General features: G+C 64.6%; 21 protein-coding genes. 4 read left to right on the top strand and 17 right to left on the bottom strand.

Going from position 1 to position 22,828, the window contains the following annotated elements; all coding sequences use genetic code 11:
• Window positions 1-89: 89 nt before the first annotated feature.
• From AB7G19_RS33695 to glpD, 6 genes are read right to left on the bottom strand one after another with little or no spacing between them, the layout of a single operon-like run.
• On the bottom strand, window positions 90-419 hold the full coding sequence (locus AB7G19_RS33695) for a DUF2160 domain-containing protein (RefSeq protein WP_085398528.1): 330 nt from the start codon (window positions 417-419) through the stop codon (window positions 90-92).
• A gap of 10 nt (window positions 420-429) precedes the next feature.
• The gene (locus AB7G19_RS33700; RefSeq protein ID WP_085398529.1) at window positions 430-1,236 is read right to left on the bottom strand and encodes a carbohydrate ABC transporter permease; all 807 of its coding nucleotides are present in this window, start codon (window positions 1,234-1,236) and stop codon (window positions 430-432) included.
• Window positions 1,236-2,210, bottom strand: a complete 975-nt coding sequence (locus AB7G19_RS33705) for a carbohydrate ABC transporter permease (RefSeq protein WP_085398530.1) — start codon at window positions 2,208-2,210, stop codon at window positions 1,236-1,238. Before AB7G19_RS33705 ends, AB7G19_RS33700 begins: the two co-directional genes overlap by 1 nt.
• On the bottom strand, window positions 2,210-3,295 hold the full coding sequence (locus AB7G19_RS33710; RefSeq protein WP_085398531.1) for an ABC transporter ATP-binding protein: 1,086 nt from the start codon (window positions 3,293-3,295) through the stop codon (window positions 2,210-2,212). The genes AB7G19_RS33705 and AB7G19_RS33710 overlap by 1 nt, the downstream gene beginning before the upstream one ends.
• A gap of 14 nt (window positions 3,296-3,309) precedes the next feature.
• A complete protein-coding gene (locus tag AB7G19_RS33715; RefSeq protein ID WP_085398532.1) occupies window positions 3,310-4,386 on the bottom strand; it encodes an ABC transporter ATP-binding protein in 1,077 nt (358 codons plus the stop codon).
• Window positions 4,383-5,933: a glycerol-3-phosphate dehydrogenase gene (gene glpD / locus AB7G19_RS33720; protein WP_085398533.1), complete on the bottom strand. Its 1,551-nt coding sequence runs from the start codon at window positions 5,931-5,933 to the stop codon at window positions 4,383-4,385. Before glpD ends, AB7G19_RS33715 begins: the two co-directional genes overlap by 4 nt.
• A gap of 229 nt (window positions 5,934-6,162) precedes the next feature.
• On the opposite strand from glpD, the gene AB7G19_RS33725 reads away from it, so the two are divergent.
• Together AB7G19_RS33725 and AB7G19_RS33730 are read left to right on the top strand one after the other, a co-directional pair.
• Entirely contained in the window at window positions 6,163-6,444 is a 282-nt protein-coding gene (locus AB7G19_RS33725; protein WP_028148610.1) for a type II toxin-antitoxin system Phd/YefM family antitoxin, read from the top strand.
• Window positions 6,441-6,866, top strand: a complete 426-nt coding sequence (locus tag AB7G19_RS33730; protein WP_085398534.1) for a type II toxin-antitoxin system VapC family toxin — start codon at window positions 6,441-6,443, stop codon at window positions 6,864-6,866. The genes AB7G19_RS33725 and AB7G19_RS33730 overlap by 4 nt, the downstream gene beginning before the upstream one ends.
• 4 nt (window positions 6,867-6,870) lie before the next feature.
• Here AB7G19_RS33730 and AB7G19_RS33735 read toward each other — a convergent pair whose 3' ends face one another.
• On the bottom strand, window positions 6,871-7,719 hold the full coding sequence (locus AB7G19_RS33735; RefSeq protein ID WP_441268738.1) for a DeoR/GlpR family DNA-binding transcription regulator: 849 nt from the start codon (window positions 7,717-7,719) through the stop codon (window positions 6,871-6,873).
• A 91-nt stretch (window positions 7,720-7,810) separates the two neighbouring features.
• Window positions 7,811-8,509, bottom strand: a complete 699-nt coding sequence (locus tag AB7G19_RS33740) for an HAD family hydrolase (RefSeq protein WP_085398535.1) — start codon at window positions 8,507-8,509, stop codon at window positions 7,811-7,813.
• A gap of 154 nt (window positions 8,510-8,663) precedes the next feature.
• Between AB7G19_RS33740 and AB7G19_RS33745 the strand changes: the two genes are divergently transcribed.
• Both AB7G19_RS33745 and AB7G19_RS33750 read left to right on the top strand, forming a co-directional pair.
• Window positions 8,664-9,131: a nuclear transport factor 2 family protein gene (locus AB7G19_RS33745; RefSeq protein WP_085398540.1), complete on the top strand. Its 468-nt coding sequence runs from the start codon at window positions 8,664-8,666 to the stop codon at window positions 9,129-9,131.
• Window positions 9,132-9,537: 406 nt separating this feature from the next.
• A complete protein-coding gene (locus AB7G19_RS33750) occupies window positions 9,538-9,933 on the top strand; it encodes a nuclear transport factor 2 family protein (RefSeq protein ID WP_094183814.1) in 396 nt (131 codons plus the stop codon).
• A gap of 317 nt (window positions 9,934-10,250) precedes the next feature.
• Here AB7G19_RS33750 and AB7G19_RS33755 read toward each other — a convergent pair whose 3' ends face one another.
• From AB7G19_RS33755 to AB7G19_RS33795, 9 genes are all read right to left on the bottom strand, one after another.
• Window positions 10,251-10,442, bottom strand: coding sequence for a hypothetical protein (locus tag AB7G19_RS33755; protein WP_028134810.1), 192 nt, complete (start codon window positions 10,440-10,442; stop codon window positions 10,251-10,253).
• A 220-nt stretch (window positions 10,443-10,662) separates the two neighbouring features.
• A complete protein-coding gene (locus tag AB7G19_RS33760) occupies window positions 10,663-11,073 on the bottom strand; it encodes an acyl-CoA thioesterase (protein WP_085398536.1) in 411 nt (136 codons plus the stop codon).
• A gap of 7 nt (window positions 11,074-11,080) precedes the next feature.
• Window positions 11,081-13,177, bottom strand: coding sequence for a 3-hydroxyacyl-CoA dehydrogenase NAD-binding domain-containing protein (locus tag AB7G19_RS33765; protein ID WP_085398537.1), 2,097 nt, complete (start codon window positions 13,175-13,177; stop codon window positions 11,081-11,083).
• A 2-nt stretch (window positions 13,178-13,179) separates the two neighbouring features.
• On the bottom strand, window positions 13,180-14,463 hold the full coding sequence (locus tag AB7G19_RS33770; protein WP_085398538.1) for an acetyl-CoA C-acetyltransferase: 1,284 nt from the start codon (window positions 14,461-14,463) through the stop codon (window positions 13,180-13,182).
• A complete protein-coding gene (locus AB7G19_RS33775) occupies window positions 14,463-16,730 on the bottom strand; it encodes an acyl-CoA dehydrogenase (protein ID WP_085398539.1) in 2,268 nt (755 codons plus the stop codon). The genes AB7G19_RS33770 and AB7G19_RS33775 overlap by 1 nt, the downstream gene beginning before the upstream one ends.
• Before the next feature lie 309 nt (window positions 16,731-17,039).
• Window positions 17,040-17,663 (bottom strand): flavin reductase family protein, encoded by a 624-nt coding sequence (locus AB7G19_RS33780; protein ID WP_028160319.1) that lies wholly within the window; start codon window positions 17,661-17,663, stop codon window positions 17,040-17,042.
• A 62-nt stretch (window positions 17,664-17,725) separates the two neighbouring features.
• Window positions 17,726-18,325: a TetR/AcrR family transcriptional regulator gene (locus tag AB7G19_RS33785; protein WP_063985197.1), complete on the bottom strand. Its 600-nt coding sequence runs from the start codon at window positions 18,323-18,325 to the stop codon at window positions 17,726-17,728.
• Window positions 18,326-18,358: 33 nt separating this feature from the next.
• Window positions 18,359-21,496 carry an efflux RND transporter permease subunit gene (locus AB7G19_RS33790; protein ID WP_085399104.1) on the bottom strand — a complete coding sequence of 1,046 codons (3,138 nt, stop codon included), beginning with the start codon at window positions 21,494-21,496 and terminating at the stop codon, window positions 18,359-18,361.
• Window positions 21,497-21,672: 176 nt separating this feature from the next.
• Window positions 21,673-22,779 (bottom strand): efflux RND transporter periplasmic adaptor subunit, encoded by a 1,107-nt coding sequence (locus AB7G19_RS33795; protein ID WP_028148596.1) that lies wholly within the window; start codon window positions 22,777-22,779, stop codon window positions 21,673-21,675.
• Window positions 22,780-22,828: the final 49 nt, after the last annotated feature.

The following is a 22,828-nucleotide window of genomic DNA, read 5'->3' on the forward strand; positions in this document are numbered from 1 at the left end:
TAAACTGTCGCATGTTGTTCCTCCGTTGCAGCGACAAAATTTTATACAGGCCCGGGTTGCCCCCGGATCTGGCCGTCCCTTCGCGAGCTTCAGACCGTGCGAAAAATGAGCACGGCCGTGGCCAGCGAAATTCCACTTGCGAGCCAGAGGCTCGAAATCTCAAAACCTTCCTCGCCGATCGGCAGGGTGGCGAGTGTATCGGTGCCGGCGAAGGCAATCCACAGAAGGTGGATGACGGCCGCCGTGATCAGGGAGATGAAGAGGCGGTCGCCCCGCGTCGTCGGAATGCTGAGCACGCCGACGCGCTCGGCTTCCGGATTGACCGCGGCGAGGTACGTCATGACCGCGAGGGTGCAGGCGAGCGCCACGAAGAAGATCGCGGTCGGCAGCGTCCAGGCCATCCATGCAATAGATTCCATCGATGCCTCCCTAGACCCGACCGAGCGCGAAACCGCTCGCGATGTAATTGCGGACGAACCAGATCACGAGGGCGCCCGGGATGATGGTAAGCACGCCGGCCGCGGCCAGCAGGCCCCAGTCCATGCCCGCAGCCGACACCGTACGCGTCATGATCGCCGCGATCGGTTTTGCCTGCACCGAGGTCAGCGTCCGCGCGAGCAGGAGCTCGACCCAGGAAAACATGAAGCAGAAGAAGGCGGCGACGCCGATGCCGCTCGCGATCAGCGGCACCAGGATCCTGATGAAGAAGCGCGGAAAAGAATAGCCGTCGAGGAAGGCGGTCTCGTCGATCTCGCGCGGCACGCCGGAGACGAAGCCTTCGAGGATCCACACCGCCAGCGGAACGTTGAAGATGCAATGCGCGAGCGCGACCGCCCACGGCGTATCGAACAGGCCGATCGCCGAATAGAGGTTGAAGAACGGCAGCGCATAGACGGCCGCCGGGGCCATGCGGTTCGACAGCAGCCAAAAGAACAGGTGCTTGTCGCCGAGGAAGCGGTAGCGCGAGAACGCGTAGGCCGCGGGCAGCGCCACCGAGATCGAGATGATGGTGTTGAGGACAACGTATTTGAGCGAGTTGATGTAGCCGGAGTACCAGCTCTCGTCGGTGAAGATGCGCTTGTAATGCTGCAGCGTCGGGGAATGCGGCCACAGCGTCATCGTCGAGACGATTTCTGCGTTGGTCTTGAAGCTCATGTTGACGAGCCAGTAGATCGGCAACAACAGGAAGATCAGAAACAGCGCCATGATGACGCGGCGGCCGGGAATTGAGTGCATCAGGCCACTCCTTCCTTTGGCTTGAGTGCAGTCACGGGCTTGAGCACGGCCGAAGGCTTGGGCTCCGTCGCCGGCTCGGTCTCGGCCTGGACTTTGCGTTCGGCGCCGGCATTGGTCATGACGGTATAGAAGATCCAGCAGACGATCAGGATGATCAGATTATAGACCAGCGAGAGCGCCGCGGCCTTGCCGAGGTCGAACTGGCCGAGCGCAATCTTGACGAGTTCGATCGACACGAAGGTCGTCGAGTTGCCGGGTCCGCCACCCGTCACCACGAACGGCTCGGTGTAGATCATGAACGAGTCCATGAAGCGCAGCAGCACGGCAATCAGGAGCACGCGGTTCATCTTCGGCAGCTGGATCGCCTTGAACACGGCCCAGCGCGAGGCGCCGTCGATCTGAGCTGCCTGGTAATAGGCCTCGGGGATCGACTTCAGGCCGGCGTAGCACAGCAGCGCGACCAGGCTGGTCCAGTGCCAGACGTCCATCACGATGACGGTAACCCAGGCATCGACGGCGTTGGAGACGTAGTTGTAGTCGATGCCGATCGCATTGAGCACATAGCCCATCAGACCGATGTCGGGCCGGCCGAAGATCTGCCAGATCGTGCCGACCACGTTCCACGGAATCAGCAGCGGCAGCGCGAGGATGACGAGGCAGGCCGCCACCGTCCAGCCCTGACGCGGCATCGACAGCGCGACGACAATGCCGAGCGGCACCTCGATCGCGAGGATCACCATCGAGAAGAACAGATTGCGACCGAGCGAGGCGAGGAATCGGCCGCCGAGATCGGTCGAGGGATCGAGCAGCTCCTTGAACCAGCCGACGCCGTTCCAGAAGAACTGGTTGTTGCCGAAGGTGTCCTGCATCGAATAGTTCACGACCGTCATCAGCGGCAGCACCGCCGAGAAGGCCACGACCAGGAACACCGGCAGCACCAGGAACCAGGCTTTTTGGTTGACGGTCTTGTCCATCAGGCGGCTCCCTCCACCAGAAGGCTGTCGGCATAGACGTGGACGTGCGCCGGATCGAATTTCAGCCCGGCGGTACCGTCCGCGCTGGTGAAGCCCGCCGGCGCGCGCGCCGCGATCTTGGCCTCGCCGATGCGGACGCGTGCGAAGCGGATGCGGCCGAGGTCGTCGATGCGGTCGATCTTCGCACTGAGCAATCCGGGTGCGGGCGCGACGGCATCGACGAACTCCGGACGCACGCCGATCTCGATCTTGGCGCCGGCAGGCAGGTTGTCATAGCTGCGGTTGAGCGCGATGACATTGCCGCCGATGCGCGCCTCGCGACCCTTCACCTCGGCCGGCAGGATGTTCATGCCGGGCGAGCCGATGAAATAGCCCACGAACGTGTGCGCCGGCTTGTCGAACAGCTCGGCGGGCGTGCCGCTCTGCACCACGCGGCCGTCATGCATGACGACGACGGTGTCGGCGAAGGTCAACGCCTCGGTCTGGTCGTGGGTGACGTAGATCATCGTCAGGTCGAGCTCGCGATGCAGCGCCTTCAGCTTGGAACGGAGCTGCCATTTCAGCTCGGGATCGATCACGGTCAGCGGCTCGTCGAACAGCACGGCGGCGACGTCGGAGCGGACCAGGCCGCGGCCGAGCGAGATCTTTTGCTTGGCATCCGCCGTGAGGCGCGTCGCCTTGCGATTGAGATAGGGCTCAAGGTCGAGCAGGCGGCCGATCTCGGCGACGCGCTTGTCGATCTCGGCCTTTGGCACGCCGCGGTTCTTCAGCGGAAACGCCAGGTTCTGCCCCACCGTCATGGTGTCGTAGATCACCGGAAACTGGAACACCTGGGCGATGTTGCGCTTCTGGGTTGACAGCGGTGTGATGTCCTGGCCGTCGAACAGGATTTTCCCCCGCGACGGCGTGATGATGCCGGAGATGACGTTGAGCAGCGTGGTCTTGCCGCAGCCGGACGGGCCGAGCAGCGCGTAAGCACCGCCCTGCCGCCAGGTCATGGTCACCGGCTTCAGCGCAAAGCTTTCCTGCGGCGCATCATTGCCGCCGTAAGAGTGGGCGAGATCGACGAGGTCAATGCGGGCCATGTCGCATCTCCCCCTTACGAGCTCGGCGCGGCGACCAGACGGTCGGCCGCGTCGAAGACGAAGACATCATTGGGATCGAGCACGGCATCGATGGTCTGGCCAGGCTCGAACTCGTGCACGCCGTGCAGCACTGCCACCCAGTTCGATCCGTCGCGGGTCAGGTGCACGAAACTCTCCGAACCGGTGATCTCGGTCACCGTCACCGTGGCATGGAAGGCGTGGCGGTCGGTCTCGCCGTTGGCGAGGGCGAGCTGATGGGCGCGGAAGCCGACGCGATAGGCGCCGTCGGCGAGCGATGAATAGAGACCGGAGGCCGGCGCGGCGATGCCGCCCGCATATTGCACAGAGCCGTTCTTCTTCTCGATGCCGACGAGGTTGAGCGGCGGATCGGAGAACACCTGGGCGACACGCAGCGTCTGCGGACGGCGGTAGACGTTCGGCGTCTCGCCGATCTGGAGCGCCTGCCCCTCCCACATGCAGACCGTGTTGCCGCCAAGCAGCAGCGCTTCGGTCGGCTCGGTCGTGGCATAGACGAAGATCGCGCCGGACGCCTCGAAGATGCGCGGCAGCTCGGTACGAAGCTCCTCGCGCAGCTTGTAGTCGAGATTGGCGAGCGGTTCGTCGAGCAGCACGAGATCGGCGCCCTTCACCAGCGCGCGCGCCATCGCGGTGCGCTGCTGCTGGCCGCCGGAGAGCTGGAGCGGCGTGCGTTTCAGGAACGGCTCGAGCCGGAGCAGCCGCGCGGCTTCCGCCACGCGCTTCTCGATCTCTTCGCGCGGCTTGCCCTGCACGCGCAAGGGTGAAGCGATGTTCTCGTAGACCGTGAGCGAGGGGTAGTTGATGAACTGCTGATAGACCATCGCGACCGAACGCTTGCGCACGTCGACGCCGGTGACGTCCTTGCCGTTGACCAGCACCTTGCCCGTCGTCGGCTTGTCGAGGCCGGCGAGCAGCCGCATGATCGAGGTCTTGCCTGACAGCGTCGGCCCCAGCAGCACGTTGAGCGTGCCGCTCTCGAGCGTCAGCGAGACGTCGCGGATGTGCGGTATCCCCTCGACGGTCCGGGTCACATGATCGAGCGTCACGGTCATGGGCGTCCTCCCGCTTCCAGCAGGGGACTTTGCGGCACAGCGTGGGTTGCAATCCAGTCGTTCAATGCGGCAACCTCGTCGGCAGATAGTCGCAGGCCAAGTTTGGAGCGGCGCCAGACGATGTCTTCCGCCGTGACCGCCCATTCATTGGCCATGAGGTAGCGGACCTCGCGTTCGGTCAGTGTCGCGCCGAAGGCCTGGCCGAGATCGGCGGCCGACTTGGCATCGCCAAGCAGCTTGATGGCGCGGGTACCATAGGCGCGCGCGAGGCGCCGCGCATGCTCATGGCTGAGGAAGGGATAGCCGCGCTGGAGTTCGGCGATCAGGCCGTCGACGTCGGACACGCCCATGTCGCCGCCGGGCAGCGGCCATTTGCCGGTCCAGCCTTCGCGCGCTTTCGCACTGCGAAGATAGGGTGCGAGCCGTTCCAGCGCCTCTTCGGCGAGCCGGCGGTAGGTCGTAATCTTGCCGCCATAGATCGAGAGCAGCGGCACGCCGCCGGGTGTGTCGAGCTCGAACACGTAATCGCGCGTCGCGGCCTTGGCTTCGCTGGCGCCGTCGTCATAAAGCGGTCGCACGCCGGAATAGGTCCAGACCACGTCAGCTGAAGTCACCGGCTTGGCAAGATACTCGCTCGCGGCGGCGCAAAGGTACTCGATCTCTTCGGGCGTCGCCTTCACCTTGGCGGGATCGCCGTCATAATCGCGATCGGTGGTGCCGATCAGCGTGAAATCGTCCTGGTACGGAATCACGAAGATGATGCGGCCGTCCGCGTTCTGGAACATGTAGGCGCGGTCGTGGTCGTAGAGCTTTTTGACCACGATGTGCGAGCCCTGCACCAGGCGCACCTTGGCTTTCGCGTTCACGCCGGCGCCGCGGCCGAGCACATCCTCGACCCAGGGGCCGCCGGCATTGACCACCGCGCGGGCCTGGACCTGCGAACGCTCGCCGGTCAGCGTGTTGACCATGCTGACGGTCCAGATGCCGCCGGACTGCTTGATATCCGTCGCGCGGGTGCGGGTGCGGATCTCGGCGCCCTTGTCCGCGGCATCGCGCGCGTTGAGCACGACGAGACGGGCGTCGTCGACGAAGCAGTCGGAATATTCGAACGCGCGGCTGTAGCGGTTCGGGATCAGCGGACGGCCAACCTCGTCTCGCCTGAGATCGACCGAACGCGTCGCCGGCAATAGATGACGGCCGCCGATATGGTCATAGAGGAAGAGGCCGAGGCGCAGCAGCCAGGCCGGACGCAGGCCGGCGTGATGCGGCAAAACGAAACGCAGGGGACGGATGATATGGGGCGCGATGCCCCAAAGGATCTCGCGCTCGATCAGCGCCTCGCGGACCAGGCGAAACTCGTAATATTCGAGATAGCGCAGGCCGCCATGCACCAGCTTGGTCGACCAGGACGAGGTCCCGCTCGCCAGATCGTTCATTTCGCACAGGAAAACCGTGTTGCCCCGGCCCACCGCGTCGCGCGCGATGCCGCAGCCGTTAACACCGCCTCCGATAATGGCGAGGTCGAAAATACGCTCCAATAGACGCATCCCCCGGCGACCGCTCGTTCCTTCGAGCGACTACTTTCGTTTTTGATTAGATCACACCGAAAAGCGAAAGCAAGATGAAAGAGAGGCGAAAGGAAGTGAAAGAGGAACTTTCTGGTGGGCAATCAGCCGTGGAAATGGGCAGTTCGGACGCCAATCGAAACCGCAATACGATCTTGAATAGTCACGTAGAGCCAATATAGTCATAATAGTCACATTAGTTATATTCGGCATGACAGACCGCAGCACCGCCCCCGATTCGCCCCCGACTGACACGTGGACGCTCGCCAATGCCAAGGCACGCCTGTCCGAGGTGGTCGATCGCGCCCAAACTGGCCCCCAGATCATCACCCGACACGGCAGGCCCAATGCGGTGGTCGTTTCCGCGGATGAATGGGCGCGAAAGACGGCACGCAAAGGCACGCTAGCTGAATTCCTGCTAGCTTCGCCGCTGCGCGGTGCCGACCTCGAACTTGAACGGGTGCAGGACGAACCGCGCGACGAGATGCCGTGAACCTGCTCCTCGACACCAACGTGCTGTCGGAGGTTCAGCGGCCGGCGCCTTCCGCGAAAGTCTTGGCATGGCTCGATACGGTCGATGAGGATCGCGCGTTCATCAGCGCTGCCTCGATCGCCGAGCTTCGCCGCGGTATCGCCCTGCTGGATGATGGCCGTCGGCGCGCCGCGCTGGCCGCTTGGCTCGCCCACGACCTGCCGGCTCGGTTCGCGCAGCGCATCCTGCCGATCGACCACGTGGTCGCCGAGCGCTGGGGCGACCTGATGGCGCAGAGCCGTCGCAATGGCGTTGCGTTGTCCGTGATGGACGGCTTCTTTGCGGCCACCGCGCTCGCCAACGATCTCACGCTCGTCACACGCAATGTGAAAGATTTTGCGGCCTTCGGCGTTCCGCTGCTCGACCCATGGAGCGACGCCTAAGCCGCTATCTCAGCCGGACCACCGGCGCGGCTTCGGGCGCGGCATCCTGCGCTTCGGCCTGCGCATCATCGATATCCGCCGCATCCTTCGGCATTGCCGCCATCACCTCGATGCCCTTGCTGTGGCAGATGGTGGCGAGGCGCTCGGGCAGTTCCTGGTCAGTCACGAAGGTCTGGATCTGGGTGATATGGGCGATGCGCACCGGCGCGCTGCGGCGCAGCTTGGTGGAGTCGGCAACCAGCATGACGCTGCGGGCATTGGCGATGATGGCTTGCGCCACCTGCACCTCGCGATAGTCGAAGTCGAGCAGCGCGCCCTCCTCGTCGATCGCGGACGCCCCGATGATGGCGTAGTCGACCTTGAACTGGCCGATGAGCTGCGTCGCGGTCGAGCCGACCACGGCACCGTCGGCGCGCCGCACCGTGCCGCCGGCGACCACCACCTCGATGCGGGGATGGCGATAGAGCAGCATCGCGACGTTGAGATTGTTGGTGATGACGAGGAGGTCCTCGTGCGAGGTCAACGCGCTCGCCACCTCCTCGGTCGTGGTGCCGATATTGATGAAGAGCGAGCAGCCGTTCGGGATCAGCGAGGCGGCCGCGGCACCGATCGCCTTCTTTTCGTCGGCGGCGACGAACCGCCTCGCCTCGTAGGCGAGGTTTTCGACGCCGGAGGCGATGATGGCGCCGCCGTGGATACGGGTCAGCGAGCGGCGCTCGCAGAGATCGTTGAGATCCTTGCGGATCGTCTGCGCCGAGACCTCGAACCGGCGCGCGAGCTCCTCGACCATGACGCGCCCCGAGGCGCGCGCGATGTTGAGGATTTCGGCTTGGCGACGGGTCAATCCGGTCACGGCGATGGCCTCAAATCAGGAAAGCGCATGGTGCGGCGGTTCGCACGTTCGGTCAATGCGCTCAGCGATCACGGTTAACGGACAAAGCCTCTCACCATGCCATCGCGGCGGCGAGACGCGCGAGCAGTTCCGGATCGTCGAACGCGCTGGCGGAGGCAACCGCGCCGGCGCCAACAAGGTCGGCATGGCTGAGGCTCGTCCGGATGCCGATGGTCGGAATGCCGGCGGCCGTCGCCGACTGCACGCCGGAGCGGGAATCCTCGAACGCGATCGAAGCCGTCGCGCTGCCGCCGACGAAACGCAGCCCCTCCTGATAGGGCAGCGGGTGCGGCTTGCCGTGCGGCAGCTCGTCGCCGATCACAAGCGCCCTGAAGCGGTGCGTGATGCCGAGACCGGAGAGCAACAGCTCGGCATTCAGACGCGGCGCGTTGGTCACGGCGACCATGGGAATGCCGGCGGCATCCGCGCGGTCGAGCAGCGCCATCAGACCCGGAAGCGGCTCGATCTGTCCGGCGACAAGTGTGCGGAAGACGACCTCCTTCTCTCCGAGGATCACGGCGCGCCGTTCCACGGTTTCGTCGGGCAGAAAGCGCTCGCCGATCGACGCATTGGCGAAGCCTTGCAGCTCCCTCGAAAAGCGCGCGTGATCGAACACATGGCCCAGCGGCCCAAGCACCTGGTTGAACGCCTTGAGGTGCAGCGGGTCGGTGTTGGCCAGCGTGCCGTCGATGTCGAACAGCAGCGCCCTGCCCGTCACTTGCCCCCGCGCCTGCCCTTTGGCCTCGATCATTTCCGTACTTTCCCGAATGCACGATGCATCAATGCGAAACACGTATCAATGCAGCCCTGATCGCGCAATGACGCATCGACATGACCGCCACGCGACACTCGACAAAGTCGCGCGCGACTGCAACACTCCGCGCAAGACCAAAAAGGAGGAAACGATGACGATCAACCGACGCGATCTGGCTCTCTCGACTCTTGCCGTCTCAACCCTTGCCGTCTCCGCGCTTGCTCTCACAGCACCGGCGTTGGCGGCCGCGGCGGATGAGGAAGCCGTGGCGAAAAAGGTCGAGGCCTTCCGCCTTGCCCAGATCGCGGCCGATCCCAAGGCGCTCGGCGCGCTCTGCGCCGACGAGGTGAGCTACAGCCATTCCAACGGCAAGGTCGAGGACAAGGCGACCTTCGTCACCAACGCCACCGACGGCAAATCAAAATTCCTGTCGATCGAGTACAAGGACCCGACCATCAAGGTCGTCGGCCCCGCCGCGATCGTGCGCTTCCACTGGATGGGGGAACAGGAGATGGCGGCCGATGGGAAAAAAGTGTCGACCAATCTTCACATCCTGATGAACTGGCAGAAGCAGGGCGACGATTGGAAGCTGCTGTCGCGGGCTGCGACGAAGTTGTGATTGCGATTCTTTCCCTCTCCCCCTGTGGGAGAGGGTGGCTCGCGGCGTAGCGGCGAGACGGGTGAGTCCCTCCGCGAGCAGACCTCTCACAATTGAATTCGCAGATTCAGGCTCCCCTCATCCGACGCTATAGCCGAAGCTTTGCTTCGGCGTTCTCTTAGCATAGGCCGCCGAAGGCGGCCTATGCACCTTCTCCCACATCCGCCTTCGCCAAGGCTTCGGCGGACATGAGGGGAGAAGGAAAAGGCAGCGGTATCAAGGGCTGCAAAAAATTCCGACCACGCTTTGCGCGTCAGAAATCGCGCCGCCTGGCGCAATGCAGCGTATTGCGACGACGATTGCGACCTGGCGCTCGACACAATCAAGTGCGGCTGCAACAGTGGGCGCAAGATCAAGGACGGAGGATATGATGACACTGAATCGCGACCATGCTGCCACGACGGACCACGAGGCGGTGGCAAGAAACGTCGAGGCATTTCGCCTCGCCCAGATCGCGGCCGATCCGAAGGCCCTCCGCGCGCTGTGCGCGGACGATCTGAGCTACAGCCATTCCAGCGGCTTCCTCGAGGATAAGGCGGCCTTTATCGCCAACGCCACCGACGGCAAGACGGAGTTCCTGTCGATTACGTACAAGGACCCGACCATCAAGATCGTCGGCCCCGTCGCGATCGTGCGCTTCCATTGGCTGGCCGAGATGATGACCGGCGGACAGAAAGTGGCAAACAGCCTTCATATCCTGATGAACTGGCTGAAGCAGGGCGACGATTGGAAGCTGTTGTCACGCTCCGCGACGAAGTTGTGATCGACGCTCTTACCCCCTCCCCCTGTGGGAGAGGGTGGCATAGGCGGCCTTCGGCCGCCGTTCTTGAGAACGCCGATGCTTTGCATCGGCTATGGCGACAGCGGCGAGACGGATGAGGGGTTGCCCTCGCGGGCGACCCTCTCACGATTGAATTCGCGGAAACAACCCCTCATCCGGCGCTTCGCGCCACTTTCTCCCACATCCGCCTTCGCCAAGGCTTCGGCGGACATGAAGGGAGAAGGAAAAGGCAGCGGCATCAAGGGCTGCAAAAAATTCCGACCACGCTTTGCGCGTCAGAAATCACCAGCGGAAGGCGCCTACGCCGCTTCCTTCACATCGCCGTTAACCAGCTTGCGCGCGGCACGCTCGGCTTCGCGTGCGTTGCGGAAGAGCTGGCCTTCAAGGCGATTGAAGCGGTGCGACGAGGCGAAGAAACAATAGCCTCCCTGAGAACGAACGACGATACCTGCGGTTTGCGAGTCGACTTCAATAATGTAGCTGTCCGGCATGGTCCGTAGATTCCTCAGTGCGGGCAAATAACGGCAATCCTGCCCAAAGGTTCCTGAGCATTTGAGGCCGTTTCCACCCCGAATCGACACGCAATTGAGTACGCCGGGACCTCATCCGTTTTATGACTTGTTCTTGGCGAAGCCGCGACGCGGTGACTCAGTCGCGCCGCGTTTGGCGTGCCGCAAGTTTGCGTGAGATAGGGCAGAGCGTCGCGCGCGATTACGTCGCGATCGGCGGATCGTTGCGCTGGATCGCTTGCGGACGGCCGTCATCATCGATCGAGACGTAGGTGAAATGACCGTCGGTGACGAGGATCGGCTGGAGCTCCCTGCGCCGCAGCGCCCAGGCTTCGAGATGCACGGTCATCGAGGTGCGGCCCACGCGGACGAGATTGGCGTAGACCGAAACGAGATCGCCGACATAGACCGCTTTGCGAAAATTCATCGCCTCGATCGCCACGGTGACCGTACGCGACCGCGCGAGCTTTGATGCGAACACGCCGCCGCCGACATCCATCTGGCTGAGCAGCCAACCGCCGAAGATGTCGCCGTTGGCGTTGGTGTCGGCGGGCATTGCCAGCGTGCGAATGCAGAGATCGCCGCGCGGCTCGGTGTCGGACGTTTCGGTCATGTCGGTCTCACCTAAAATTGTCCCAGCCCGGATCGGGCGCAAAGCGCCCGCCGAATCGCTCGGCCAGCGCGCGCAGGGTGGATACGACATTTTCCACGCCGCGCATGCGCGCGTAGTTCAGCGGACCGCCGCGGAACGGTGCATATCCGGTGCCGAAGATCATGGCGCCGTCGACCGCATCGGCATCGTCGACGATACCTTCGCGGAGTGCCGCGACGCAGACATTGGACATCGGCAGCACCAGGCGGTCGATCATCTGGTCGGTGACGCGCGGGCCGGTCTCGGACAACGGCGCCTTCTCCGCCTTGCCGTCCTTCCAGGTGTAAAAACCCTTGCCCGTCTTGCGGCCAAGCTCGCCCTTGGCGACCTTCTCGCGCAGCCAGGCCGGCGTCGGCGGGAGCAGATCGCCGAACTTGGTCCGTAGCATGTCGCCGACGTCGAGGCAGATGTCGAGCCCGACCTGGTCGGCGAGCTCGATCGGCCCCATCGGCATGCCGAACTGCTCGGCCGCCGCGTCGATCAGGCGCTGGTCGATCCTCTCATCCAGCATCACCATCGCCTCCAGCATGTAGGGCGTCAGCGCACGGTTGACGAGGAACCCGGGCGAGCTCTTCACGGAGAGCGGCAGACGGTCGATCGCGCCGACGAAGGCGAGCGCCTCCTTCAGCACCTGCGCGTCGTTGCCGTCATGGCTGACGACTTCGACCAGCTGCAGCCGCGACACCGGGTTGAAGAAGTGCAGGCCGACGAGACGATCGGGCCGCGCCAGCGTGGTGCGCAGATCCTGGAGCGGAATGCTCGACGTGTTGGTCGCAAGGATCGCGCCCGGCTTCATCTTCGGCTCGAGGCCCGCATAGACCTTCTGCTTCAGCTCGAGCTTTTCCGGCACCGCCTCGATGATGAGATCGGCGTTGCGGACACCCTCGCCGTCCATGTCGGGGATCAGACGATCCAGCGCGTCGCGCACCTCGGTCGGCTTGCGGATGATCTTGCCGTAAAGCTCAGCGGCGCGCTTCAACGCGCCGGCGACCGGCTCCGCCTTCATGTCCGCGAGCGAGACGCGCAGCCCCTGCCCCGCACACCAGGCCGCGATATCACCGCCCATGGCGCCGGCGCCGATGACGTGAACATGTTTGACCGAATTGCCGCCGCCGGCCGTCTTCTTCATCTGCTCACGCAGGAAGAACACGCGGATCAAATTCTGCGCGGTCGGCGTCACCATCAGCCTGGCGAACGAGGCTTGCTCGGCCTTCAGCATCGCGGCCTTGCTGCCGCCATGGGTCTCCCAGAGATCGATCAGCGCGTAAGGCGCCGGATAATGCTCGCGGGGCGCGGCCTTCGCCGCCTCCGAGCGCATGCGCCTGGCCAGCAGCCCGCGCACGGGACCGAAATTGGCCGCGTGAGTCAGAAGGTCCGGACGCGCCCGCTTCAGACGGCCGAACAGTGCATCCTTCACCGCGTTGCGGACGTGCCGCTCCTGCGTCACGGTATCGACGAGGCCGAGCGATCTGGCGCGGCGCGCATCGATGGTGCGGCCGGTCAGCATCAGCGCCATCGACTGCGTCGGATTCACCAGCGCGGTGAAGCGCGCGGTGCCCCCGAGGCCGGGATGCAGGCCGAGCATCACCTCCGGGAAGCCGAAGCGCGCGCCGTCGATCGCAATGCGCGACTGGCAGGCCAGCGCGACCTCCAGCCCGCCGCCGAGACAGAAGCCATGGATGACCGCGACCGTCGGCAACCTCAAGGCTTCCAGGTGATCGACCACGGCATGCGCCGCGCGGATGCGTGTCTCGACCATCTCGGGATCGCTGGCACCGCGGAATTCGTTGACGTCGGCGCCGGCAATGAAGCCGGACGGCTTTGCCGAGCGGATCACGAGGCCCGCGGGACGCTCGGTCTCGATCGCCGCGAGCACGGCATCGAACTCCTCCATCACGTCCGCGGACAGCGTGTTGGCGCTGGCATCTGCGCGGTTGAACAGCAGCCAGGCGACGCCGTCGGCATCGCGCGTCAGCTTGAAGTGCTTGTAGGGGCTGTCGGTCGCGGGCCTGGGCCCAAGCTCCAGCACGCGGTCGCCGAGCGCGGTCATGATCCTGGAATCCATGGTCACACCGCCTCGATCAGCATGGCGCCGCCGAGCCCGCCGCCGATACATTCGGTCGCGACGCCGCGGCGCGTGCCGAGCCGCTTCATCGCGTTGACGAGATGCAGCACGATGCGGTTGCCGGAGGTGCCGACGGGATGGCCGAGCGAGATGGCGCCGCCATCGACGTTGAGCCTGTCACGGTCGATCTCGCCGGCCGCGCCGTCGAGGCCCAGGATCTCGCGACAGAATTTGTCGTCGTTCCAGGCGGCGAGACAGCCGAGCACCTGCGTCGCGAAGGCCTCGTTCAGCTCCCAGGTCTCGACGTCCTTGACGGTGAGGTCATTGCGTTGAAGCAGCGGCGTCGCGGACATCACGGGTCCCAGTCCCATGATGCTGGGATCGAGCGCGGCCCAGTGGCTGTCGACGATGACAGCCTTCGGCGTCAGTCTGTGCTTTGCGACCGCCGCGTCGGAGGCGAGGATCACCCAGGAGGCGCCGTCGGTGATCTGCGACGAATTGCCGGCGGTGACCTGGCCCCACGGGCGCTCGAACACCGGCCGCAGCTTTGCGAGCGTCTCGGCCGTCGAGTCCGGCCGCACGCCGTCGTCATGGTCGAAGAATTTTCCGTCGCGGGAGAACGCTGTCTCGACCTCGCCCTTGAGAAAACCTTCGGCCTGCGCATGCGCGAGCCGGCGATGACTCTCGGCGGCATAGGCGTCGGACTGTGCCCGCGTGATGCCGAAGAGATGGCCGACGACCTCGGCGGTCTGGCCCATGTTCAAGTCGGTGATGGGATCGGTGAGCCCGCGCTCGAGGCCGATGATCGGCTTGAGATAGCGCGGCCGCAGCTTGAAGGCGGCAGCGAGCTTCGCGGCCACGCCCTTGGCGGTGGCAAGGCCGGCGAACCAGCGCACACCGGAGTTCGGCCAGACCAGCGGCGCGTGGCTCAGCGCCTCGGTGCCGCCGGCGAGGACCATGTCGGCATGACCCTCGCGGATGTAGCGGTAGGCCGTGTCGATCGACTGCATGCCGGAGCCGCAATTGATCTGCACGGTGAAGGCGACCATGTCCTCGCCCATGCCGAGCCGGAGCGCGGCGACGCGGGCCGGGTTCATCTCGTCCGCGATCACGTTGACGCAGCCGAGGATGACCTGGTCGAAATCATCGGGTGAAAACGGCTGACGCGCCAGCAGCGGCCGGCCGCATTGCACGGCGAGATCAACCGGCGTGAACGGCCCCGGCCCCGAACGCGCTTTGAGAAACGGCGTCCGGCTGCCGTCGACGATGAAAACCGGTCGTGCCATCAGCTCGCCGCCCTCTGTTCACCGAGTTCCTGGAAGAACTGATGCACATCTCCGGTTTTCTTGTAAATCGGCGACAGCGCTTCGGGCGCAAAATCATCGACCTCGATCACTTTTGTGACGGCTTCATGAGCGGCCGCAAGCTGCTCGCCTTCGGCCTGCGTGATCACGCCCTTGGCGACGCCATCCTTCCAGTCGCGGATGTGCGCGGCCCGCATGCGCTTGGCGATCGCATCGGTGCCCGCAACGAGCTTGAACGCGCGCTCCAGCCGGGCAAAGCCGCCGTCGTCGTCGACATGGGCGAGATCCGGCGTGAGACGCTCGCGCGCGGCCGATGGCTCCAGCACGAGACTTGCGCATTGGTGCACGACACGGTCAGACGGGCCGAGCACCCGCGCGCCGAAGGGCTGGACCACGAGCTTGAGGATAACAGCGACAAAACGGTTGGGCAGATTGGCGAGGATCTCGGCAAGCCGGTTCTCGATGGTCTTGAAGCCGGTCGCCATGCACCATTCCAGCGCAGCAAAATCCTCCTTCTGCCGGCCCTCGTCCTGCCAGCGTTTCAGCGCGGCGGAGAGCAGATAGAGCTCGGAGAGGATGTCGCCGAACCTCGCCGACAGCATCTCCTTGCGCTTGAGCGCGCCGCCGAGCGTGAGCAGCGCCATGTCGGCGCAGAGCGCAAAGGCCGCAGAGTAGCGCGCGAGCTGGCGGTAGAATGGCGTTGCATCGCCCGCATCCGGCGCAAGCGCGAAGGCGCCGAAGCTCCAGCTGCGGCCGAACGCACGCAACAGCGTCTGGAAGCTATGGCTGACATGTTTCCAGAACGCTTTGTCGAACGCGGCGAGCCCGCGCTCGCGATTCGTGTCCGCAAGCGCGTTCATCTCGTCGAGCAGATAGGGATGCGCGCGGATCGCGCCCTGCCCGAACACGATAAGGTTGCGGGTCAGGATGTTGGCGCCCTCGACCGTGATACCAACAGGCACGGCGCGGTGCAGATTGCCGAGATAGTTTTGCGGACCGTCGATCACGGCCTTGCCGCCATGGATGTCCATGGCGTCGTCGACCGCGGTGCGCATCCGCTCGGTCGCGTGCAGCTTCATGATGCCGGAGATGACGGCGGGATGGATGCCGGCATTCAGCGCCGCGCAGGTCAGCCGGCGTGCCGCGTCGAGCTGGTAGGCGGTGGCGACGATGCGCGCGAGCGGCTCCTCGACGCCCTCGAATTTGGAGATGGAGATGCCGAACTGCTCGCGGATGCGGGCATACGCGCCGGTGGTGCGGGCGGCATAGGCGGCACCGGCCGCCGATAGCGACGGCAGCGAGATGCCGCGGCCGGCGGCAAGCGCCGTCATCAGCATCTTCCAGCCCTGCCCGAGTCTCTCCTTGCCGCCGATGACGTAGTCGAGCGGGATGAAGACGTCGCGGCCCCAGTTCGGGCCATTCTGGAACACTTGCATCGACGGCAGATGACGATGGCCGATCTTGACGCCGGGCAGATTGGTCGGGATCAGCGCGACAGTGATGCCAAGCTCTTCCTGGCTGCCCACGAGATGATCAGGATCGTAGGCCTTGAAGGCGAGCCCGAGCAGCGTCGCGACCGGGCCGAGCGTGATGTAGCGCTTGTGCCAGTTGAGCCTTAGGCCAATGACCTCGCGGCCCTCGAAATCGCCCTTGCAGATGATGCCGGTGTCGACCATCGAGGCGGCGTCGGAGCCGGCTTCGGGGCTAGTCAGGCCGAAGCACGGAATGTCGCGGCCGTCGGCGAGGCGCGGCAACCAGCGCTCCTGCTGCTCTTTCGTGCCGAAGCGCATCAGAAGCTCGCCGGGCCCGAGCGAGTTCGGCACCATCACGGTGACGGCCGCCGCAATCGAGCGGGTCGAGATCTTGCGCACCACTTCCGAATGCGCATACGGCGAGAAGCCGAGGCCGCCAAACTCCTTCGGAATGATCATGCCGAAGAATTTTTCGCGCTTGACGAAATGCCAGACCTCCTGCGGCAGGTCGCGCCATTCCCAGAAGATCTTCCACTCGTCGAGCATGGCGCAGAGCGCGTCGACCGGGCCGTTGAGGAAGGCCTGCTCCTCGGGGGTGAGCGTCGCCTGAGGCACCTCCAGCAGCTTCGACCAATCCGGGTTGCCGGTGAAGAGATCGGCATCCCACCAGACGTCACCGGCCTCCAGCGCCTCGCGCTCGGTGTCGGACATCGCTGGCAGCACGCCGCGCGCCCAGGAGAAGATCGGCTTTGTGATGGTGTCGCGGCGGAAGCTCATGGCTGACCTCATGCATCGGCGCGGTTATCGGCATTTTAGCGGAAAGTGGCCGGGGTAAGTGAACACTTCGCGAGCAAAAAGACGCGAATTGACGCGGCCGGGCGGCCGCCCCGGGGGCCATAACGGCCGGGGCGTGGGGGCAGTTCCGGGGAGGGGAATCGGGCTGAATGCCCTGTCGTCATTCCGGGGCGACGCGCAAGCGTCGAGCCCGGAATCCATAACCACCATCGGGAGTATGGATTCCGGGCTCGCGCCTAACGGCGCGCCCCGGAATGACGATGCGGAGAGAGTGGCTTAACCCGGATCAGATCAGTCCGGCCGCACCATCTCGAACATGTTTTCCGGCTTGATCTCGAAGTAGTCGCCGCGACGGCCGGCGCGGACGATGGGGCGGGCGGCGGCGGTCTGGTAGACGCCGTCCTTGATCATGGCCTTGTCGATATGGACGGCGACGACCTCGCCCAGCGTCAGCCAGGCATCGGCCTCCTTGCCATCGGCGCCCTTGAGGCGGACGATGTCGGACACCTTGCACTCGAAGGCAACCGGGCTCTCGGCCACGCGCGGCACGTTGACGAGCTTGCCGGGGACGGCGGTCAGCCCTGCGAGCTTGAACTCGTCGACCTCGGGGCCGACATGCGCGGCGGTCGCGTTCATGTGCTTGGCGAGATCCATGGTCGTCAGATTCCAGACGAACTCGCCGGTCTGCTCCATGTTCGACACCGTGTCCTTCCAGTTGGTGGAGGAAAACCCGATGATCGGCGGCACGTAGCAAAAGGCGTTGAAGAAGCTGTAGGGCGCGAGGTTGACGTGGCCCTTGGTGTCGCGGGAGGAGATCCAGCCGATCGGCCGCGGCGCGATGATGGCGTTGAAGGGATCGTGCTTGAGGCCGTGGCCCTTGGAGGGCTCGTAGAAATAGAGGTCTTTGTCGGTCACGGCGAGGTCTTCCCCTGATCCAGGCTACGTCGGCCTGCTTATAGGGGAAATTCCAGCGCCCGTCAGTGGCGCGGCGACAGACCGGCGATGACGAAATCGATCATCTGGTCGATGGTCGGGCCCGGCTTGGTAGCGCACTGGGCGATCATCTGGGGGTGGAAGAAGCGCATCATCGCGGTGCAGGCGCACATCGAGGCCAGTTGCAGGTCCGGCGCCTCGAACTCGCCGGACGCGGTACCTTGCGCGATCACCTGGCCGATGACGCCGGCAATGCACTCCATATGGGCGACGCAGACGTCCCAGTCCTCCTGCATCGCGATCTCGACCATCTCATGCAGCTTGTTATCACCGACATAGCGCTCGGTGTTCATGCGGTGGATGGTGGTGAGCAGCTCGCGGAAGCGCGGGAGCACCGGACCAGGCCTCGCCACGATCCGCTGCGCTTCGATCTCGACCTCGCCCATCAAGGCCCGCGCCACCGACTGGTGGATCGCCTTCTTCGATTCGAAGAAGCGATAGACATTGGCGGGGCTCATCCTGAGCTCCTTGGCGATGTCCCCGACCGTGGTCTTCTGGTACCCGATCTGGCGAAACAGCCGCTCGGCCACCTCGAGGATACGATCCCGGGTGTCGCCTTCGATATGTTCCGCAACCAGTGTCATGTGTCAGGACTCGTCCATCAGCAGTCTTCTCATTTATTCAGCCGCTTCAGCAAGCGGAATTGCGTGCTGGTCATCGCTCCCATGCTGCGGCGCGGCAGGCTGCTCGGGGGTGCCCGCCTCGTCCAGGCTCTTCCTGAACCACAGGGCGTAGAGGCCCGGCAGGTACAGCAGCGTCAGGAAGGTCGCGACGAACAGGCCTCCCATGATCGTGATCGCCATCGGGCCCCAGAAGGCCGAGCGCGACAGCGGGATCATGGCCAGGATCGCGGCGAGCGCCGTCAGCACCACCGGCCGGGCGCGGCGGACGGTTGCCTCCACGATCGCCTCGCGGCGGGTCAGGCCGTGGGAAACGTCGGTCTCGATCTGGTCGACCAGGATGACCGTGTTGCGCATGATCATGCCGGCGAGTGCGATCAGGCCGAGCAGCGCCACAAAGCCGAACGGGGCATTGGCGACGTTGAGGCCGAACGAGGCACCGACGATGCCGAGCGGCGCGGTGAGGAACACCAGGATCAGGCGCGAGAAGCTCTGAAGCTGGAACATCAGCAGCGTCAGCATCACCATGACCATCAGCGGGAAGAGGATGAAGATCGAGGCGTTGCCCTTGGCGGATTCCTCGAACGCCCCACCCGGTTCGATACGGTAGGCCGGCTCGAGATTGTCCTTGATCGCCTTCAGCTTCGGCGTGATCTGGCTGGTGACGTCGGGCGCCTGCACGCCGTCGACGACGTCGGAGCGCACGGTGATCGCCATGTCGCGGTTACGCCGCCACATGATCGGCTCCTCATGGGCATACTCGATCTTGGCGATCTGCTGGAGCGGCACGGCGACGCCGTTCTTCGAGGTGATGGTCAGATCGCCGACGCCGCCGAGATCGAGTCGTTCGGACGGGACCGCACGAGCGACCACGGCCACCTTCTCGATGCCGTCGCGAATGGTGGTAACCTGCGCACCCGAGATCAGCATCGACAGCGCCTGCGAGACGTCCTGCGGCGTCAGGCCCATGGCGCGGGCACGATCCTGGTCGACGACGAGCTTGAGGTAGGGCGACTGCTCGTTCCAGTCGAGCTGGACGTCCTTGACGCTCTTGTTCTGCCGCATGACGTCGCGGACCTGATAGGCGATCTCGCGCACCTTGTTGGCGTCGGGGCCGATCACGCGGAACTGGACGGGGAATCCGACCGGCGGACCGAAGTTGAAGCGGTCGACGCGCACGCGCGCCTCTGTCAGCATGCCCTCCGCAGCCGCGTTCTCGATCTTGGCCTTGATGCGCTCGCGCGCCTCGACGCCCTTGGCGACGATGACGATCTCGGCAAACGCCTCGTTGGGAAGCTGCGGATTGAGGCCGAGCCAGAAGCGCGGCGAGCCCTGGCCGACATAGGACGTATAGGTCTCGATGTCCTTGTCGTCCTTGAGCAGCGTCTCGGCCTTCTTCACCGCCTTCTCGGTGACGTTGAAAGCGGTGCCCTCGGGCAGGCGAAGCTGGAGGAACAGCTCGGGCCGCTCCGACAGCGGGAAGAACTGCTGCTGGACATGGCCGAAGCCGACGATCGAGGCGATGAAGACGCCGACGGTCGCGGCCACCACGGTGATGCGGTGGTTGACGCACCATTGCACGATGGCGCGCAGGCCGCGGTACATGCGGGTCTCGTAGACCGCGTGCGGATCGTGATTGTGGTGCACCTTGATGTTGGGCAGCAGCATGACGCCGATATAAGGCGTGAAGATCACCGCCACGAACCAGGAGGCGACCAGCGCGATCGCCACGATCCAGAAGATGCTGCCGGCATATTCGCCGACCGCGGAATTGGCAAAGCCGATGGGGAGGAAGCCAGCGGCCGTGACCAGCGTTCCCGTGAGCATCGGAAACGCAGTGGATTCCCAGGCAAAGGAGGCCGCGCGAAAACGGTCCCAGCCCTGCTCCATCTTCACCACCATCATCTCGACCGCGATGATGGCGTCATCCACCAGCAGGCCGAGCGCGATGATCAGCGCACCGAGCGTGATGCGGTGCAGATCGAGCGACATCATGTTCATGACGACGAAGACGATACCGAGCACCAGCGGCACCGACAGCGCGACCACGATGCCGGTGCGCCAGCCGAGTGCCAGGAACGAGACGAACAGCACGATGACGAGGGCTTCCATGAAGGAGTGCACGAACTCGCCGACGGCGTGCTCGACCACCTTGGGCTGGTCGGCGATGAGCTTGACGTCGATGCCCTGCGGCACCGCCTTCATGAACTCGGCGGTGGCCTTCTCGACCTCCTTGCCGAGATCGAGGATGTTGGCGCCCTTGGCGGTGACGACACCGATGCCGATCGCGGCCTTGCCTTCCTGGCGCACGATGAAGCTCGGCGGGTCGACATAGCCGTGGGTGACGGTGGCGATATCGCCTAAACGGAACACGCGGCCGTTGCTCTCGACCGGCGTCTCGGCGACGGCCTTGGCGCCATCGAGCGCGCCGGTGACGCGCAGCGGCACGCGCTGCGACGAGGTCTCGACCGTGCCGGCCGGAGTCACGTTGTTCTGCTTGGCGAGCGAATCGAACAGCGCCTGCGGCGTGATGCCGAGAGTGGCGAGCTTGGCGTGCGAGAATTCGACGAAGATGCGCTCGTCCTGGTTGCCGTAGACGTCGACCTTGGTCACACCCGGCACCTTCAACAGGCGCTGGCGGAAGCCTTCCGAGACCTTCTTGAGCTGGGCATAGTCGGCGCCGTCGCCGGTCATCATGTAGAGGATGGAATCGACGTCGGAGAACTCGTCGTTGACGACGGGTCCCAGAATGCCCGACGGCAACTGGCCCTGCACGTCGGCGAGCTTCTTGCGCAGCAGATAAAACAGATACGGCACGTCCTTCGGCGGCGTGGAATCGCGGAAGGTCACCTGGAGCGCGGTGAAGGCCGGCTTGGAATAGGTCTGCACCTTCTCGAAGTAAGGCAGCTCCTGGATCTTCTTCTCGATGGGATCGGCGACCTGCGTCTGCATCTCCTGCGCGGTCGCGCCCGGCCAGATCACGGAGACGTTGACCACCTTCACCGTGAAGAACGGATCCTCGGCTCGCCCGAGCTTCTGATAGGAGAAGAAGCCGGCGACGCCGAGTATGATCATCAGGAACAGGACCAGCGTCGGATGGCTGACGGCCCAGGCCGAAAGGTTGAAGCGCTTCATCGCACTCTCCAAAGATGGTCCAATTGCAAAAAAACCACAGCCACTCTGTTCAAACCGTCGTCGCGAGGCAGCGAAGCAATCCAGGGGGCTGGGCAGGTTCTGGATCGCTTCGCCGCTTCAGCCCCGGCATTTGCGCTTGGGCCGAAACTCACCTCACACGACGTGACTCGTAAACTCTAGAAAGACAGCGACGAGACGATCCGCACCCGCTGGCTCGGATCGAGCTTCTGCACGCCGAGCGCCACGATCTTGGCGCCCTCTTCGACACCGCTGGTGATGATGACGTCGTTGCTCTCGTAGGACTTCACCACGACCGGCTTGAGCGTGACGGCGCCATTGTCGTCGACGACATAGAAGGAGGGCTTGCCGCCTTCGTTGAACAGCGCCGACAGCGGCAGCCGCGCGACGCGCTCGGTCGCGGCATCCGACAGCGTCAGCGTCGCGGTCATGCCGAGCGAAACCTTGTCGTCGGCCTCGGGCAGCGAGAACTTTGCAAGATAGGTGCGCGTCGACGGATCGGCCGTCGGCGCGATCTCGCGCAGCTTGGCCGCATATTTCTTGTCCGGCTCCGACCAAAGAGTGACGCTGGCGGCGCCCGACTTGGCACGTCCGACCAGCGTCTCAGGGATCGCGACGACCGCTTCCTTCTCGGCAAAGCGGGCGACACGGATCGAAGTCTGGCCTGCGGCAACCACCTGGCCGGGCTCGATCAGCGTTGCGGTGACGACGCCACGGGCGTCGGCGTTGAGCGTCGCGTAGGAAAGAGAATTCTTGGTCAGCTCGACTGAGCGCACGGCCCGGTCCAGACGCGCGCGGGCCTCGTCGGCGGCGGCGCGGCTCGAATCCATCGCCGCATCCGTAGTCCAACCCTTGGCCTTCAGATCCTTGGCGCGCTGCTCGGCAGCGGCGGCCTGGGCCAGCACGCCGGTCGCGGCGGTCTGCTCGGCGACGGACTGCTCGGCCTGGAGCTTCAGATCGACCTCATCGAGGGTCGCGAGCGGCTGGCCGATTTCGACGGTCTGGCCGACCTCGACCAAGCGCTTGGCAACCTTGCCGGCAACCCGGAAACCGAGATCGCTCTCGATCCGGGGCCTGACGGTGCCGACGAAGCTGCGCTCGGGCGTTTCGGCATCATAATGAGCTGTTGCCACCAGAACCGGCCGCGGCGGCTCGGCCTTTTCAGCGACGGTGTCATTGCACCCGGCCAGCGCAGCGGCCATGAGGGCCAGCGACACACCCGCCAAGAGCTTGGAATAGCTGGACAAAACTGACCGAACGAACATCGGAGGACACTCCCGCGACTGCAATGAGAGGAATGTCGACTAATCACTG

It is taken from the genome of Bradyrhizobium sp. 215_C5_N1_1, from assembly GCF_052075935.1.
GTDB classification, from domain to species: Bacteria; Pseudomonadota; Alphaproteobacteria; order Rhizobiales; family Xanthobacteraceae; genus Bradyrhizobium; species Bradyrhizobium barranii.

Bases quoted from the DNA above. Each gene is read 5' to 3' on its own strand.
- AB7G19_RS33750 (WP_094183814.1), top strand. From the start codon at position 9,538: ATGATGACACTGAATCGCGACCATGCTGCCACGACGGACCACGAGGCG.
- AB7G19_RS33695 (WP_085398528.1), bottom strand. From the start codon at position 419: ATGGAATCTATTGCATGGATGGCCTGGACGCTGCCGACCGCGATCTTC.
- AB7G19_RS33755 (WP_028134810.1), bottom strand. From the start codon at position 10,442: ATGCCGGACAGCTACATTATTGAAGTCGACTCGCAAACCGCAGGTATC.
- AB7G19_RS33710 (WP_085398531.1), bottom strand. From the start codon at position 3,295: ATGGCCCGCATTGACCTCGTCGATCTCGCCCACTCTTACGGCGGCAAT.
- AB7G19_RS33760 (WP_085398536.1), bottom strand. From the start codon at position 11,073: ATGACCGAAACGTCCGACACCGAGCCGCGCGGCGATCTCTGCATTCGC.
- glpD (WP_085398533.1), bottom strand. From the start codon at position 5,933: ATGCGTCTATTGGAGCGTATTTTCGACCTCGCCATTATCGGAGGCGGT.
- AB7G19_RS33700 (WP_085398529.1), bottom strand. From the start codon at position 1,236: ATGCACTCAATTCCCGGCCGCCGCGTCATCATGGCGCTGTTTCTGATC.
- AB7G19_RS33785 (WP_063985197.1), bottom strand. From the start codon at position 18,325: ATGACACTGGTTGCGGAACATATCGAAGGCGACACCCGGGATCGTATC.
- AB7G19_RS33715 (WP_085398532.1), bottom strand. From the start codon at position 4,386: ATGACCGTGACGCTCGATCATGTGACCCGGACCGTCGAGGGGATACCG.
- AB7G19_RS33765 (WP_085398537.1), bottom strand. From the start codon at position 13,177: ATGGATTCCAGGATCATGACCGCGCTCGGCGACCGCGTGCTGGAGCTT.
- AB7G19_RS33790 (WP_085399104.1), bottom strand. From the start codon at position 21,496: ATGAAGCGCTTCAACCTTTCGGCCTGGGCCGTCAGCCATCCGACGCTG.
- AB7G19_RS33775 (WP_085398539.1), bottom strand. From the start codon at position 16,730: ATGAGCTTCCGCCGCGACACCATCACAAAGCCGATCTTCTCCTGGGCG.
- AB7G19_RS33725 (WP_028148610.1), top strand. From the start codon at position 6,163: ATGACAGACCGCAGCACCGCCCCCGATTCGCCCCCGACTGACACGTGG.
- AB7G19_RS33795 (WP_028148596.1), bottom strand. From the start codon at position 22,779: ATGTTCGTTCGGTCAGTTTTGTCCAGCTATTCCAAGCTCTTGGCGGGT.
- AB7G19_RS33745 (WP_085398540.1), top strand. From the start codon at position 8,664: ATGACGATCAACCGACGCGATCTGGCTCTCTCGACTCTTGCCGTCTCA.
- AB7G19_RS33705 (WP_085398530.1), bottom strand. From the start codon at position 2,210: ATGGACAAGACCGTCAACCAAAAAGCCTGGTTCCTGGTGCTGCCGGTG.
- AB7G19_RS33770 (WP_085398538.1), bottom strand. From the start codon at position 14,463: ATGGCACGACCGGTTTTCATCGTCGACGGCAGCCGGACGCCGTTTCTC.
- AB7G19_RS33740 (WP_085398535.1), bottom strand. From the start codon at position 8,509: ATGATCGAGGCCAAAGGGCAGGCGCGGGGGCAAGTGACGGGCAGGGCG.